Origin of the sequence: Rhizobium sp. WSM1274 (assembly GCF_025200775.1) — a bacterium.
Classification (GTDB): domain Bacteria; phylum Pseudomonadota; class Alphaproteobacteria; order Rhizobiales; family Rhizobiaceae; genus Rhizobium; species Rhizobium leguminosarum_I.
In genome coordinates this window covers 1289799-1304602 of sequence record NZ_CP104138.1, presented here as the reverse complement: position 1 = coordinate 1304602, position 14804 = coordinate 1289799, and the positions used below count along the sequence as shown (strand labels likewise).

At 61.0% G+C, this 14804-nt stretch carries 16 protein-coding genes; 12 read left to right on the top strand and 4 right to left on the bottom strand.

Going from position 1 to position 14804, the window contains the following annotated elements:
• Nucleotides 1-184: 184 nt before the first annotated feature.
• Nucleotides 185-451, bottom strand: coding sequence for an SEL1-like repeat protein (locus tag N2600_RS06640; RefSeq protein WP_018071017.1), 267 nt, complete (start codon nucleotides 449-451; stop codon nucleotides 185-187).
• Nucleotides 452-892: 441 nt separating this feature from the next.
• On the opposite strand from N2600_RS06640, the gene N2600_RS06635 reads away from it, so the two are divergent.
• From N2600_RS06635 to amn, 4 genes are all read left to right on the top strand, one after another.
• Nucleotides 893-1231 carry a DUF2147 domain-containing protein gene (locus N2600_RS06635; protein ID WP_170280458.1) on the top strand — a complete coding sequence of 113 codons (339 nt, stop codon included), beginning with the start codon at nucleotides 893-895 and terminating at the stop codon, nucleotides 1229-1231.
• Between the two features lie 70 nt (nucleotides 1232-1301).
• Nucleotides 1302-1571 carry a CopG family ribbon-helix-helix protein gene (locus N2600_RS06630; RefSeq protein WP_170280457.1) on the top strand — a complete coding sequence of 90 codons (270 nt, stop codon included), beginning with the start codon at nucleotides 1302-1304 and terminating at the stop codon, nucleotides 1569-1571.
• A gap of 488 nt (nucleotides 1572-2059) precedes the next feature.
• Entirely contained in the window at nucleotides 2060-2239 is a 180-nt protein-coding gene (locus tag N2600_RS06620; protein ID WP_017963636.1) for a hypothetical protein, read from the top strand.
• 173 nt (nucleotides 2240-2412) lie between these two features.
• Nucleotides 2413-3915, top strand: a complete 1503-nt coding sequence (gene amn / locus N2600_RS06615; protein WP_222387274.1) for an AMP nucleosidase — start codon at nucleotides 2413-2415, stop codon at nucleotides 3913-3915.
• A 46-nt stretch (nucleotides 3916-3961) separates the two neighbouring features.
• Here amn and N2600_RS06610 read toward each other — a convergent pair whose 3' ends face one another.
• The gene (locus N2600_RS06610) at nucleotides 3962-4129 is read right to left on the bottom strand and encodes a hypothetical protein (protein ID WP_170280456.1); all 168 of its coding nucleotides are present in this window, start codon (nucleotides 4127-4129) and stop codon (nucleotides 3962-3964) included.
• Nucleotides 4130-4284: 155 nt separating this feature from the next.
• Here N2600_RS06610 and N2600_RS06605 point away from each other — a divergent pair, with 155 nt between their 5' ends.
• Genes N2600_RS06605 through N2600_RS06590 form a run of 4 tightly spaced genes read left to right on the top strand, consistent with a single transcriptional unit; the run spans nucleotide 4285 to nucleotide 6624 of the window.
• On the top strand, nucleotides 4285-4635 hold the full coding sequence (locus tag N2600_RS06605; protein ID WP_170278253.1) for a YciI family protein: 351 nt from the start codon (nucleotides 4285-4287) through the stop codon (nucleotides 4633-4635).
• A 12-nt stretch (nucleotides 4636-4647) separates the two neighbouring features.
• Nucleotides 4648-5007 (top strand): YciI family protein, encoded by a 360-nt coding sequence (locus N2600_RS06600; RefSeq protein WP_170278254.1) that lies wholly within the window; start codon nucleotides 4648-4650, stop codon nucleotides 5005-5007.
• A gap of 2 nt (nucleotides 5008-5009) precedes the next feature.
• Entirely contained in the window at nucleotides 5010-5369 is a 360-nt protein-coding gene (locus N2600_RS06595; RefSeq protein ID WP_017963631.1) for a YciI family protein, read from the top strand.
• A gap of 19 nt (nucleotides 5370-5388) precedes the next feature.
• Nucleotides 5389-6624: an RNA polymerase sigma factor gene (locus N2600_RS06590; RefSeq protein WP_260298887.1), complete on the top strand. Its 1236-nt coding sequence runs from the start codon at nucleotides 5389-5391 to the stop codon at nucleotides 6622-6624.
• Here the strand turns inward: N2600_RS06590 and N2600_RS06585 are convergent.
• The gene (locus N2600_RS06585; RefSeq protein ID WP_260110519.1) at nucleotides 6614-7582 is read right to left on the bottom strand and encodes a flippase-like domain-containing protein; all 969 of its coding nucleotides are present in this window, start codon (nucleotides 7580-7582) and stop codon (nucleotides 6614-6616) included. The two genes, N2600_RS06590 and N2600_RS06585, sit on opposite strands and share 11 nt — an antisense overlap.
• Before the next feature lie 171 nt (nucleotides 7583-7753).
• Here N2600_RS06585 and N2600_RS06580 point away from each other — a divergent pair, with 171 nt between their 5' ends.
• From N2600_RS06580 to N2600_RS06565, 4 genes are all read left to right on the top strand, one after another.
• Nucleotides 7754-9247, top strand: coding sequence for an ArnT family glycosyltransferase (locus tag N2600_RS06580; protein ID WP_260298476.1), 1494 nt, complete (start codon nucleotides 7754-7756; stop codon nucleotides 9245-9247).
• Nucleotides 9248-9382: 135 nt separating this feature from the next.
• Nucleotides 9383-10399: a glycosyltransferase family 2 protein gene (locus tag N2600_RS06575; RefSeq protein WP_222387275.1), complete on the top strand. Its 1017-nt coding sequence runs from the start codon at nucleotides 9383-9385 to the stop codon at nucleotides 10397-10399.
• 12 nt (nucleotides 10400-10411) lie between these two features.
• Nucleotides 10412-11911: a glycosyltransferase family 39 protein gene (locus N2600_RS06570; protein WP_260298475.1), complete on the top strand. Its 1500-nt coding sequence runs from the start codon at nucleotides 10412-10414 to the stop codon at nucleotides 11909-11911.
• 1 nt (nucleotide 11912) lies between these two features.
• Nucleotides 11913-13400 (top strand): ArnT family glycosyltransferase, encoded by a 1488-nt coding sequence (locus N2600_RS06565; protein ID WP_222387277.1) that lies wholly within the window; start codon nucleotides 11913-11915, stop codon nucleotides 13398-13400.
• Between the two features lie 6 nt (nucleotides 13401-13406).
• On the opposite strand, the gene N2600_RS06560 is transcribed toward N2600_RS06565, so the two are convergent.
• Nucleotides 13407-14774, bottom strand: a complete 1368-nt coding sequence (locus N2600_RS06560; RefSeq protein WP_222387278.1) for an aspartate aminotransferase family protein — start codon at nucleotides 14772-14774, stop codon at nucleotides 13407-13409.
• Nucleotides 14775-14804: the final 30 nt, after the last annotated feature.

Below are 14804 nucleotides of genomic sequence, written 5' to 3'. Positions count from 1 at the left end.
AAGCGCCCGCCAGCCCCCTCTTTTTGAGGTTGTTATTGCTGCTCTTGTCGAATTCCTGATCGGAGACGGCCTCAGAGCAAGATGCCGAAACGCGTAAGCGGTTTTCGGATGACCTCATGCTCTAACTCTTTAATTTAGAACAGGATTCAAACTTTAGGCCGAAGCGGCCTAAAATCATCCTGTTCTAGTGAACCGTCATCCACTCGCGGGCGGCGCGCAGCGCTGCCACGAGCTGCATCTTGTCCATGGCGGCGGCCACGTCGGCACGAAGCTCGGCGGCGCGATCGTTGCCCTTGATTGCGGCGATGTTCAGCCATTTGTGGGCTGCGACGAGATCGACTTCGCAGCCGCGCCCGGTCGCATACATCAGACCCATTTCACAGAAGACATCGGCGCTGTTGTCGCCACCCATGGTGGCCGTTTCAGCATTGTGCATTTCAAAGCGTGCCATCGGTTTTATCCCTGTTAGCCTGTTTATGACTTACCCTGTTTTACCTCTGGGCCTCGCCGTCTATCGCGGCTTGCGGCCCTTCCGGTTCGGCGGGTTTGCCCCGCTCGTTTGATGGCTTCACTATGCCAAGCGGCCTTCAAGAAACGCCTAAAATGCATGATTAATTCTAGACAAACAAAGTGCAAATGCTTGGTAAATTTGGATTTTTGTTAAACATCAGATTCCTTGCGAATTAAGGATTTTCGTTTGAATTTTACGAAAGATTCAGATTTGAAAATAAACGGATCATTCATCATAAAATCAGCAGACGATATCTTTACAAGCTCGCCGCAGGCTTTTTTCTCCCGATTCACCCGATCCGCGGAACAGCGATCGGCCCTATTTATCTCTACGTTCGCGTCAGTTATTTTCGCGACGATGAAGGACATCATGGAGGAAAAGATGATCCGCAGTTTCGTTCTCTCCAGCATGATTGCAGTGATCGCGGGTGTCGCGCATGCCGAGGAGCCGATCGTCGGCAACTGGAAGACGGCTGCCGGCGATACGGCGGTGATCGCATCCTGCGGCGGCAGTTATTGCGTGACGCTGAAGACCGGCAAATATGCCGGCCGAAAGATCGGCACGCTTGCGGGAACCGGTGGCAGCTATGCCGGTGAGATCATCGACCCCGCCGCCGAGAAGACCTATAGCGGCGCAGGCAAGGTTTCAGGCAATTCGCTGAGGATGCAGGGCTGCGTGACGAAGGTCCTCTGCAAGTCGCAGACATGGACCCGGCTCTGAGAGAACGCGGGGATAACAGGCAAGGCCGACATGTGTTAAATTGTACACAATTCAACACAGGAGTTTCGAAATGGCCGGCAGCACGACCATGATAATTCGGATCCGCCCCGACGTAAAAGAAAAGCTCGACAGGATTGCCGCCGATTCGCAACGCAGCAAATCGTTCCTCGCCGGCGAGGCCGTAGCGGCCTATGTGGAGCGCGAGCTTGAAATCATCGAGGGCATCAAGCGCGGTATGGCCGATGCGGAAGCTGGGCGCGTTGTACGGCACGAGCAGGCTGTCGCCGAAATGCGTGAGGTCGTCGAGGATGCCAAGCGCAGGAAGCCCTCGCCCGGATGAGGCCGGTTCTTTGGTCGAAGGAAGCACACGAGGATAATCTCGAAATTCTGCGTTGCATCGCGAAGGACAGCTCCGATGCGGCCGAAAGGGTGTGGACGCCATCGAGGACTTGGCGAATTTGCAACCGGTCGACCAGGGCGAGTAACCGGCACTTACGAAAAATCCCTCAGCCCGTTCCCCTACATAATTCCTATGAGCTGCAGTTGTCGCGGGACGTGAAAGCGTCGTTATCTTGCGTGTGATCCATACCGCGCGGGATTGACCGGCCGAAGAATGGCCGAACCAACTTATAAGCATATCGTAACGCACATGCGCAGCCATCATCCAAAACACCAAGCATGTCGACGCCGACATGCCTCCAAGCCCTTGGCGGTCGGCCGACCCTGCCCAGCAAGCTGAACGGCTGATGAACCGGCATCTCAGCACTCGTTCAGCCGTCGCATGCCAAAACTCTTCTCACGATAGAGTTGCGTATCGGGGACAAGGGGATGAACATCTATATTCTGGCAAGACGCTTTAGCATCATTACGCTGTTTGCGGCGATCTTCGCGATTACGTTTTCGGCGGTTGTGGTGCATAATGGCGGCGGCGGTACGCAGTCGCATTTCGGGGCAAGCTATACCTGCCTGGAGAGGAACGGTACCTTCTGCGCGCCCACGGTGCGGTAACGAAAGCGCATCGTGCGATGCGCTTTAGGTCTTTGGTTTATGCGTGTCGTTGTCCCGAAACCGCTGCGCACTTTGGGCGACAGGCATTCGCTCCAGACCGGCAAGAGGATAAAAAATCGGAATCCGTCGGCGCGCGTCGTTTGCTTGTCAAAAACAACTCTCTATAATGCGTCATGAACAAACGAATCTCCCCTTTGTCGCCCCTCGACATATCCTCTCCACCACCTTTCCAGCCTGAGAGTTTCGATGATCCTGCCAACGCGGTCGAGACGCTGACGGCGCTTTACGAGCGCAATACGGCGTTCCTGATCGAGAGCTTCACCGAACTTGCACAGGGTGCTCCGATCTCCTCGCGCTACCGCGCTTTTTATCCGCAGGTCAGCATCGAGACGACAAGCTTCGGCCATGTCGATTCCCGCCTTTCCTACGGCCATGTCACGGCACCCGGCATCTATACGACGACCGTCACCCGGCCGAAGCTCTTCAAGCATTATTTGAAGGAGCAGCTGGCGCTTTTGATGAAGAGCCACAATGTTCCTGTCATCGTCTCGGAATCGGCGACGCCGATCCCCTTGCACTTCGCCTTCGGCGAGGGTGCGCATGTGGAAGCATCGACGACAGCATTCGTCGACGTTCCGATGCGCGATATCTTCGACACGCCCGACCTTAACACCACCGACGACGAGATCGCCAACGGCGAATATATCCCGCCGCCGGGAGAGCCCTCGCCGCTTGCGCCGTTCACCGCGCAACGCATCGACTATTCGCTCGCCCGCCTGTCGCATTATACGGCGACGCATGCCGAGCATTTTCAGAATTTCGTGCTGTTTACGAACTACCAGTTCTATATCGACGAATTCTGCAGCTGGGCGCGCAAGCTAATGGCGGAAGGCGGCGACGGCTATACCGCCTTCGTCGAGCCCGGCAATGTCGTCACCCTGCCCGGTTCGAACGCGCCGGAAACGGATGCCACCCTCACCCGGCTGCCGCAAATGCCGGCCTACCATCTCAAGAAGAAGGGCCATGCCGGGATCACCATGATCAATATCGGCGTCGGCCCCTCCAACGCCAAGACGATCACCGACCACGTCGCCGTGCTGCGCCCGCATGCCTGGCTGATGCTCGGCCATTGCGCCGGTCTTCGCAACAGCCAGCGGCTCGGCGATTATGTTCTCGCCCATGCCTATATGCGCGAGGACCATGTTCTCGACGACGACCTGCCGATCTGGGTGCCGATCCCGGCGCTGGCCGAAGTGCAGGTGGCGCTCGAAGCCGCCGTTGCCGAAATCACCGGCTATGAGGGTTTCGAGCTGAAGCGCATCATGCGCACCGGCACCGTCGGCACGATCGACAACCGCAACTGGGAACTGCGCGACCAGCGCGGGCCGGTGAAGCGGCTTTCCCAGGCGCGCGCAATCGCGCTCGACATGGAATCGGCGACAATTGCCGCCAACGGTTTTCGCTTCCGCGTGCCCTATGGCACGCTGCTCTGCGTCTCCGACAAGCCGCTGCACGGCGAATTGAAGCTGCCGGGCATGGCAACGGCCTTCTACCGCACGCAGGTCAACCAGCATCTGCAGATCGGCATCCGCGCCGTCCAGAAGCTTGCCGCCATGCCGAAGGAAGCGCTGCATTCGCGCAAGCTTCGCAGCTTCTTCGAAACAGCGTTTCAATAAGATATCAGGCGCGGCCCGGCCTTATCCGCCCGGCCGCGCACTGTTCTCAAGCGCTTGCGGCAAGCTGCAGCGCTTCGATCAGGCTGGCAAACGCCGCCAGCACGATCACAGTCCTCACCAGCACCTTTATCACCTCGGCATTCTCAACAGGCGGCATCGTGCGTGCGCCACGTGTGACGATCAGATGTGCTATTCCGATTTCAAACATGCTCATTGCTCCATCTCCTCGATGTCGTCAGACGAAGCTTTGTCGAGCGCTGCCTCGGCCTTTCGACATTGCGATCGACGAAAAGATATTTTTCTTCGCTGTCGAAAAGCGCCTAGGCTGTTCGTCCAAGGGCTGTGAAAACACAGCACGGAGGACAAGGAATGAAATATCTTTGCCAGGTCTGGTTCGACGGCACGGTGCTGTCGGCCATGTCGCAGGAAGAGAAGAACAAGCTCGGCCGGGATTCGCTCGCCTATGACCGCGATCTTGCCGACAGCGGTCATATGATCGTTGCCCAGGCGCTGCAATCGCCGCAATCGGCCGTCACGGTTCGTATGCGCGGTGGCGAGATGTCGATCACTGACGGTCCCTTTATCGAGACGAAGGAGGCGCTTGGCGGCTTCATTCTGATCGACGCCAAGGACCTCAATGACGCGATCCGTGTTGCGGCCGGCATTCCGCTGGCAAAGCTTGGCGCGATCGAGGTTCGCCCCATCCATGAATTCGGCTGAGGAGGTGACGCCATGAAGTTTCTGGGCCAGATCTGGTTCGATACCGAAAAGAGCAGCCAAGTTACGCCAGAGGAATGGGAGGCCGTCACCCAAGAATGCATCGTCAGCGACGACAGCTGGCGCGAAAGCGGCCATATGTTGAGCGCGCTGGCGCTCTACGAGCCGGAGCAGGCCGTGACGCTCAGGGTTCGCAATGGCATCGTTGCCGCGACGGACGGTCCTTTCGCCGAAATCAAGGAGCATCTCGGCGGCTTCGTTGTGATCGAGGCCGGGGATATGGAGGAAGCGAAGGCGATCATTTCCACCTTCCCGATCCTCAAATATGCATCGGTCGAAATTCGGCCCGCCTATTCGATCAAGGATGGGAGATAGCCATGCGCTTCGTCTGCCTCATCTATAATTCCGCCGATACGGACGGCACACTCAGCCAGGCCGAGGGCGACGAGCTCGTCAGGGCGCATTTCCAGTATGACGAGGAACTTCAGCGCAAAGGCATCATGATCCATTCCGATGCATTGGAAGGTCCTGACTGTGCCTCTGTGTTGAGGGTGCGAGATGGCACTCTGTCTTCGACCGACGGGCCCTATGTCGAGACCAAGGAACATCTGGCCGGCATCTACATCATCGAGGCGGCCGATCTGGAAGATGCACGCAAGGTCGTTGCGGGCATTCCGAGCGTCCGGGTCGGGTCGATCGAATTGCGCCCGGTGAGACTGCTCACCCTGCCGCAGTGAGGGTCGGCCCTTGAGACAGGTGATTGGGGAACAGGTGATCGAGGATATCTACCGGCAACATTCGCGCCGGGTTCTGGCGACGCTGATCCGCCTGCTCGGCGATTTCGACCCGGCAGAGGAAGCGCTGCACGATGCCTTTGCGGCGGCGGCGCGGGCATGGCCGGTTGACGGCATGCCCAACAATCCCGTTGCCTGGCTGGTTTCGACCGGCCGCTTCAAGGCGATCGATCACCTCAGGCGGCGGGCGCGCTTCAACGCCTCGCTGCAGCATATCGAAGACGGCCTTTATCCTGATGGCACAGAAGCGGAGATCGGCGACATGGAACCGATCGAGGACGACATGCTGCGGCTGATCTTCATCTGCTGCCATCCGGCTCTTGCCGCCGATGCACAGACCGCGATGGCGCTGCGCGAGGTCTGCGGATTAACGACGGAAGAGATTGCCCATGCCTTCCTGGTGCCGGCGCCGACCGTCGCGCAGCGCATCGTGCGCGCCAAGAACCGCATCAGGACGGAGAATATCCCTTATGAAGTGCCCGTCGGAGCGGAGCTTCCGGAGCGTCTCGACCGGGTGCTGCACGTCATCTACCTCGTCTTCAACGAGGGCTATTCGGCATCCTCAGGCAACACGATCGTCCGCGCCGACCTGACAGCCGAGGCGATCCGGCTAGCGCGGCTGCTGGCAACCCTGCTGCCGCATCCGGATGTCGCAGGCCTGCTGTCACTGCTGCTCCTGCAGGAGTCGCGCCGTGCTGCCCGGCAGGATGCCGATGGCGCGCTGGTGCTGCTTGCCGATCAGGATCGCTCGCGCTGGGACAGAAGCAAGATTTCAGAAGGGCTTTCGCTGCTCGCAAGCGCCATGCGCGCGCCTGATATCGGCATCTATACGGTCCAGGCGGCGATCGCGGCGGAACACGCGAAGACCGGCAGCCCCGAGGAGACGGACTGGCGGCGCATCGCCTTCTATTACGACCTGCTGATTGCCGCCCACCCTTCAGCAATTGCCGAGCTCAACCGCGCCGTGGCAATCGCCATGTCCGAGGGGCCGGGAAAAGGACTGGCGCTTGTCGACGTCATTCTCGGCAAGGGGGAACTGACGACCTATCACCTCGCCCATTCGGCGCGGGCGGATTTCCTGCGGCGGCTCGGACGCCGGGGCGAGGCGATTCAAGCTTATGAGACGGCGCTGACATTCTGCCGGCAGGAGCCGGAACAGGTCTTTTTGCGCAAGCGCATCCTGGAGCTTACGACCTAGCCTTGCCGCGGCGGCCGAGGGGAAGCGAGATGGCCGTTCCAGTCAGGGCCGAGACAATGATCAGCAGGTGGGCGTTGACGCTCGCCTGCGCCAGCGCGGCCAAGGCCAGCCGCTCGCTCGAAGCGCCCAAGGCAATGGCGCCGGCAGTGATGCCGGCCGGATAGGTGCCGACGCCGCCCGGCGCATGCATCGGCAGCACGGAGGAGAGCTCGCCGCCGAGCGCGCCGCCGAAGCTTGCCGCCATTGGAAGCACCCCCATCAGGCCGAGTGCCCATGCCAGCACCATCACCTTCACCAGCCAGTTGACGATGGTCATCGCCCAGGCGCGCGCAAAGGCGATAGCATCGAGCGGCAAACCGTTTTCGATCTCGGCGACGAACTTCTGCGCCTTCTCCGGCAGCAGCCTGGCGGCAAGGCGCAGCAATGGCTTACGGGCGGCGAAGGCCGCGACCGGCAGCAGCAGGAAGACCGTCCAAAGCGACCAGGCAACAGCCGCATCGGCTGAAGCGATGGCAAAGCCGATGCCGGCTGCGGCCAGGAGGGCGTGCAGGTCGAGCAGCCGCATGACGAGGAGCGCCGAGGTTCCACGCGTCAGCGGAATGCCGAATTCGGTGCGCATCAACAGCGGAAAGCTGGTCTCGCCGGTGCGGAAGGGCAGCATGATGTTCAGCAGGTTGTGGATCTGCGTGACACGGAAGAGCACCGCGAACCGGCCGGCCGTTTCCTTCGGGAAATAATCATAGATGCGCCAGGTGCGGAGGAAATAGGTGCTGGTCAGGAGCACAAGCGCGCTGACGACGGGACCTGCTCCGACATCGGCCCACTGCCTGATAATGACAGGCCAACCCCAGAACCATTGGATGAAGAGGCCATAGGCTGCGACGATGACGACCGTCAGAACGGTCATGCGATTGCGCATAAACCAGGATTGCCGGCTTTCAACGATCGAACTCTTCATGTAGTAGGCATTCCTCGCTTGGCGTCGCCACAGGCATCGGTTCAGTCGCCAGGCCTTTTAGGAGAAATGAAGGTTGCGCACAACGGCGGAGTTGATGGCGGCGGCGGACACGCTTGCACGTCGACGATCCGATCGGCGGTGATGGCGCCTTGCCGGCTTGACGTGGAGACGATGTTGGAGCGGATTACCAAAAGCATTACGAGCGCAAGCATTTTTCTGGCAGGCTATTTCCTGCTGAACATCGCGCTTCGCATCGCCTTGCCGCATACGCTCGATCTCGACGAGGCGGAGCAATCCTTCTACTCGCAATACCTGCTTGCCGGCTACGGCTCGCAGCCGCCCTTCTACAACTGGATCCAATATGCCATCGTTTCGGTGACCGGCATATCGATGTGGGTGCTCTCGGTGCCCAAAAACATCATTCTCTTCGGCTGCTATCTCTTCTACGGGCTTGCTGCCCGCGAGGTGCTGAAGAGCCGATCGCTCGCAGCCGTCGCCATGCTGAGCCTGATTACCCTGCCGCAGGTCGGTTTGATGGCGCAGCGCGAATTGACGCATACCGTCGCGCTGCTGTTTGCAACGTCGCTCTTCCTCTTCGGCTTTTTCCGCACGCTGCGCCAGCCGACGATCGGGAGCTATCTCATCATCGGCATCGCCACCGGCATCGGGCTCATCTCGAAGTATAATTTTGCCATCCTGCCATTTGCCGCCCTGATCGCCGTGCTGCCGGAGCGGGAGTGGCGCAGCCGTCTCATCGACTGGCGTTTGCTGCCGGCGGCCGTGCTTGCCATTCTGATCGTGCTGCCGCATGCGCTCTGGCTGCCTGACAATCTCGTCAGCGCCTCTGCGCCGACGCTGGAGCGGATGACCGCCGAACACCTGGCCCCGGCCGGCCTCCCCCGCATCGGGCAAGGACTGTTATCTCTCGTCATCGCCGTCCTCGGCTTCGTCGCATTGCCGATCGTTCTCATCGCGGCCGCCTTCCGGCGCGACTTCTTTCGCGCGCTCTCCTCTTCCAGCCCGATGATCCGGGTAATCGAGCGGATGATGGTCATCAGCCTGCTCGCCTTCGTCGGCGTGGTCCTCTTCGCCGGCGCCAGCGATATCCACGAGCGCTGGCTCGACCCATGCCTGCTCGTCCTGCCGATCTACCTGTTCCTGAAATTGAAAACCGCAGGCCTTGATCTTTCCGCCGGTCTTGCGCGCTTCCGGCCCGTGGTGCCGGTCTTCATGGTCGTCATCCTGTCGATCCTTCTCTTCCGGATCGTCGGCATTCAATACATCGGCACGTATACGAGAACGAACGTTCCCTTTTCCGGTTACGTGGCCGAATTGACCGCGACCCGCAAGCCGGTTCTCATCGTGGCGGGAACCAAGTTCGTGGCCGGCAACATGCGGCTGGAGTTTCCCGACATCCCCGTCGTAATCCCATTCTTCCCCGCTCCCGGAGTTCCTGAATATGCGGACGCGAAGGGACCGGTGCTCGTTATCTGGCGCGGCGAGACTGCAGATGACCCGACAATTTCCCCCAGCTTCGCCAACGATCTCGTGAGATCGGGCATTCATCTGCAAGAGTTGAACACGCTGACGCTGCCTTATCTCTTCGGTGACGGCAAACGTAGCTTCTCCATTGGTTACTCCTGGGTGGTGGGCGGCGCCAAATAGCGCCCAGGCAGATCAGCCGATTGCGGGAAACCGCCATTGCCGCTGGCAACGGGCGGACACTTCATGTAGTAGCCTTCCGCAAGTGCGGCGGCAGCAGTAAAGCTTGCTCGGCCGTCCGGCCTTTTGGAGATGAAGTTGCAGACAACGGTAGAGCCCATTCGCGGTACGAATGATCCGGTACAATCGCTCGAGCTGTCGCTGGTCGTACCCATTTTCAACGAAGAGGAAAGCGTCGGCCCGCTTGTCGAGCGTGTCGTGGCTGCGATGGCAGGCTATACCCATCCCTGGGAGCTGATCCTCGTCGATGACGGCAGCACGGATGCGACGCTCGTCAACGCCCGCAAGTACGTCGGAGGCGAGGGGCTGGCGCTCAGGATCGTCGAACTCCAGCGCAACTTTGGCCAGACTGCCGCCATGCAGGCAGGCATCGATACTGCCCGAGGCCGTCTGATCGCGACGATGGACGGCGACCTGCAGAACGACCCGAAGGACATTCCCTCGATGGTCTCCGAGCTGGAACGGCGTGAACTCGACCTCTTGGTCGGCTGGCGCAAGAATCGCAAGGACGCTCTGTTCCTGCGCAAGATCCCCTCCTGGTGCGCCAACTACCTGATCGGCCGCATCACGGGCGTCAAGCTGCATGATTACGGCTGCAGCCTGAAGATCTACCGTGCCTCGATCATCAGACAGGTAAAGCTGATGGGCGAAATGCACCGCTTCATCCCCGCCTGGGTCGCCGGTGTCGTCCCGAGCTCGCGGATCGGCGAGATGGCCGTCACCCACCATGCCCGCGAGCACGGCGTTTCGAAATACGGCATTTCGCGCACCTTTCGCGTCATCCTCGATCTGCTGTCGGTGATGTTCTTCATGCGTTACAAGGCGCGGCCGGGGCATTTCTTCGGTTCGCTCGGTCTCGGCCTCGGCGCGCTCGCCATGCTGATCCTGCTCTATCTCGGCTTCGACAAGTTCATCTTGGGCAACGATATCGGCACGCGCCCGATGCTGATGGTCGGCGTCGTGCTGCTGCTGTCGTCGGTGCAGATGATCACCACCGGCATTCTGGCAGAAATGATCGCGCGTACCTATTACCGCGACGACGCTTCTCCGAATTATATCGTGCGGCAGATCTTCGACGATCAAAGCCAAGCCTAAGCCGGCAGCACGATGCTGGAGCGCGTGACGAGGACGATCAGAACCGCGGGCCTGCTGCTTGCAGCTTATTTCGTGCTCAACATCGCGCTGCGCATCGCGCTTCCGCATTCGCTGGAGCTCGATGAAGCCGAGCAGTCTTTCTTCTCGCAATATCTGCTGGCAGGCTACGGCCCGCAGCCGCCCTTCTACAACTGGATGCAATATGCCGTCGTTTCGGTGGCGGGCATGTCGATCGGCGCGCTGATCGTTCCGAAGAACATTCTGCTGTTCCTATCCTATCTCTTCTACGGCCTTGCCGGGCGACGCGCGCTGAAGGACGAGGCGCTTGCCGCCGTCGGCATGCTGGCGCTGCTCACCTTGCCCCAAGTCTCCTACATGGCCCAGCAGGATCTGACCCACACGACGGCGCTGCTCTTTGCCAGCTCGCTGTTTCTCTACGGCTTCTTCCGCACGCTCGACCGACCCGATATCGGCAGCTATCTCCTGCTCGGGCTTGCGACCGGCATCGGGCTGATCTCGAAATATAATTTCGCTCTGATGCCTGTCGTCGCCTTGATCGCCATCCTGCCCGATGCCGAATGGCGGCGCAGGGCGCTCGACTGGCGCATGCTGGCAGCAGCCGCCGTCACGCTCGTCATTGTCCTGCCGCACGCGATCTGGCTGCAGGACAATCTCGCATTCGCCTCGTCGGACACTCTGGTCAAGATGGCTGCCGGCAGTGAACCCGTCGGCGCCGTACGGATCGGCAAAGGCCTTCTCGCCTTTCTCGTCGCCATCATCGCCTTTGCGGCGCTGCCGGTCGCAATCTTCGCCGCCACCTTCCGCCGGGATTTTGTCCGGGCGCTTTTTGCGGGCAATCGCTGGACTGGGATGATGGAGCGGATGATGCTCGCAAGCCTCGCCGGCATCGTTCTGATCGTGTTGTTCACCGGCTCCACCACGGTGCGCGAGCGCTGGCTCGACCCGTTCCTGCTGGTGCTGCCGATCTATTTCCTGGCGAAGATGCAGGCGGCCGGGCTCGACCTTTCCGCCGGGTTGCGCCGCTTCCGGCTGGTCGCGCCGGTGCTGATGGCCTGCGTGCTGATCGCGCTCGGCTTTCGTGTCGTCGGCGCCGGGCTGATCGGTGCATACAGCAGGCCGAATGTACCGATGGCGGGTTTTTCGCGCGAGATGACGCGACAGGCGGAACCGGCGCTGGTGATCGCTTCCGACACCTATATTGGCGGAAACATGCGGCTGCAATTTCCCGATGTGCCCGTCGTGATCCCGGATTTTCCGGCACCGGGCATTCCGGCCTATGCCGAGGCCAAGGGGCCGGTGCTGATCGTCTGGCGCGGCAAGAAGACGGCGACCGCTGCGGATGCGGTCATGCCGGAGCGGTTTTCCTCGGCGCTGACGGCGGCCGACATCGCGCTGCAGGAGATCGGCTCGCTCTCGCTTCCCTATTATTTCGGCCGCCAGGGCGATAATTTCGCGCTCGGCTACGCCTGGGTTCGGCCGGAGACCAAATAGGATGACCGAGACCAACCGTCGTGACATCAGTTGGGTTTTCGTCCTGCTGGCGGCCTATTTCGTGCTTCAGGTCGGCGTGCGGCTCGCAACCTCGCATTCGCTCGATCTCGACGAGGCCGAACAGGCCTTCCGCTCGCAATGGCTTGCCGCTGGCTACGGCCCGCAGCCGCCCTTCTACAATTGGCTGCAATACACCGTCTTCCAGTTTGCCGGCGTCTCGCTAACCGCCCTTTCTATCGTGAAGAACCTGCTGCTCTTCATCTCCTATCTGCTGTATGGCCTGACCGCGCGGCTCGTGCTGCGCGACAAGGCGTTGGTGGCGATCGCCACACTCGGGCTGCTGACCATCCCGCAGATGGCTTTCGAGATGCAGCGCGACCTGACGCACACGGTCGCGGTGTTCTTCTCCGCCAGCATCTTCTTCTACGGCTTTATTCGCAGCCTGAAGCAGCCGAGCCTTGGCTCCTATCTCATCGCCGGCATCGGGATCGGTTTCGGCCTGCTTGCCAAATATAATTTTGCGATCCTGCCGGCGGCAGCGCTGATCGCGGCGCTTTCGGATGTGCGCCTGCGGCCGCGGATCTTCGACTGGCGGCTGGGGCTAACGGCGGCAGTGGCGCTCGTCATCACCCTGCCGCATCTCTTCTGGCTGAAGGACAATCTCGATTTCGCCACCGCCCGCACGCTGGAGAAGATGACTGCGAGCGGCCATGCGAGTTACCTCGCGCAGGTCGCCATGGGCGTCAGTTCACTGGCTCTCGCCATCATCAGCTTTGCCGCATTGACCGTGGCGGTGTTCGCGCTCGTCTTCGGCAAGAGCCTTCGTCCGGCACTGGTGGCCAGTTCGGAATGGACGCGGCTGCTCGAGCGGATGATGCTCGTCTTCTTGGCCGGCATTCTGATTCTGATCGTCTTCGGGGGTGCTGCCGGCATCAAGGATCGCTGGCTGGTGCCGATGCTCTTCATCCTGCCGCTCTATTTCTGCCTGAAGATCGAGGCCTCAGGCGTCGCGACAGACAGGCCGTTCCGGCGTTTCATACCCATCGTCGCCGTCATCATGATCGGCGTGCCGGCGGCCCTCTACGGCAGCGTCGCAGCCGCACGCTTCACCGGCCATTACGAGCGGCTGAACAGGCCCTATGCCGGCATGCTGGACATCCTGCGCAAACAGGCCGAACCGGCGGCAATCCTTGCCGGGGACAGCCTGCTTGCCGGTAATCTCAGGCAGGATATTCCCGGCGTGCCGGTCCTTTCGGTGGATTATCCCGGTTTCAACCCGGATCTCTCCGGCCGGCGGCCACTTCTCCTGGTGTGGCTCCTCCCGCAGAAGGGGGGAAGCGAAGCGCTTCCGCCTGACATGGCTCAGTGGCTGCAGGCCAATCTCGGCTCATCCGCACCCGAGGCATCGGTGATCGACGTGCCTTATTTCTATGGGCGCGGCGACGACCGCTATCGTTTCGGCTACGCCTGGATCAACCAGCCGGGCTGAGCGGCATCAGGATTTCAGTTCCTTCCGGACCAAATCCAGCGCCAGCCTGGTAATCCTCGCCATCTCGTCCACCTCGGCGTGGCTGATGACGAGCGGCGGCGAGGCGAGCATGCGGTCGCCGGTGGCGCGCAGCACGAGGCCGTTCGCCAGCGCGTAGTTGCGCACCAGCGCACCGACCTGATCGGGCTTGGCATAACGGGTGCGCGTGCTCTTCTCGGCGGCAAGCTGCAGGCCGCCCATCAGGCCGATGCTGACGGCTTCGCCGACCAGATCATGGTCTACCAGCGCTGCCCAGGCCCTGCCGAAATAGGGACCGATATCGTCGCGCACGCGTTCGACCAGTCTTTCCTCCTCGATGATGCGCAGGTTTTCGAGGGCGGCGGCGGCGCAGACCGGGTGGCCGGAATAGGTGAAGCCGTGATTGAAGTCGCCGACCTCGTTGATCAGCACGTCGGCGATGCGGTCGCTGACGAGGACGCCGCCGATCGGCAGGTAGCCGGAGGAAAGCCCCTTGGCGATCGGCGCCAGATCGGGCTCGACGCCGAAATACTGGTGGCCGAACCAGGCGCCCAGCCGGCCGAAACCGCAGATCACCTCGTCGGTCACCAGCAGGATATTGCGCGCCTTGCAGATGCGGTCGATCTCCGGCCAGTAGGTCTCGGGCGGGATGATGACGCCGGCAGCGCCCTGCACCGGCTCGGCGACGAAGGCAGCAACGTTCTCCTCGCCGAGTTCGTCGATTTTCGCTTCGAGCTCGCGGGCGACCTTGAGGCCGAATTCGGCGGGCGACAGATCGCCGCCCTCTCCGTACCAATAGGGCTGGCCGATATGGACGATGCCCGGGATCGGCAGGTCGCCCTGCTCATGCATGTATTTCATGCCGCCGAGGCTGGCGCCGGCGACGGTCGAACCGTGATAGCCGTTCTTTCTCGATATGACGATCTTCTTCGCCGGCTTGCCGACAGCGCTCCAATAGACGCGCGCCATGCGGAACCAGGTGTCGTTCGCCTCCGAGCCGGAGCCGGTGAAGAAGATGTGATTGAACCGCTCCCCGGCATGGGAAGTGACCTTCTGCGCAAGCAGCGTCGCCGGCGTCGAGGTCGTGCCGAAGAAGGTGTTGTAATAGGGCAGCTCATTCATCTGCCTGGTGGCGGCGTCGGCAATCTCCCGGCGGCCATAGCCAATATTGACGCACCAGAGGCCGGCGAAGCCATCGAGATATTTCCTGCCGTGATTGTCGAAGATGTAGACGCCCTCGCCGCGCTGGATGATACGCGTGCCCTCGGCATTCAGCTTCTTCATGTCGGCGAAAGGGTGCAGGTGGTGCGCGGCGTCGATCGCGGCAAGGTTCGAGGGTGGGTAAGTATCGGGCATGATGGTAAAGACCCTCGCGGATTGAAAGGC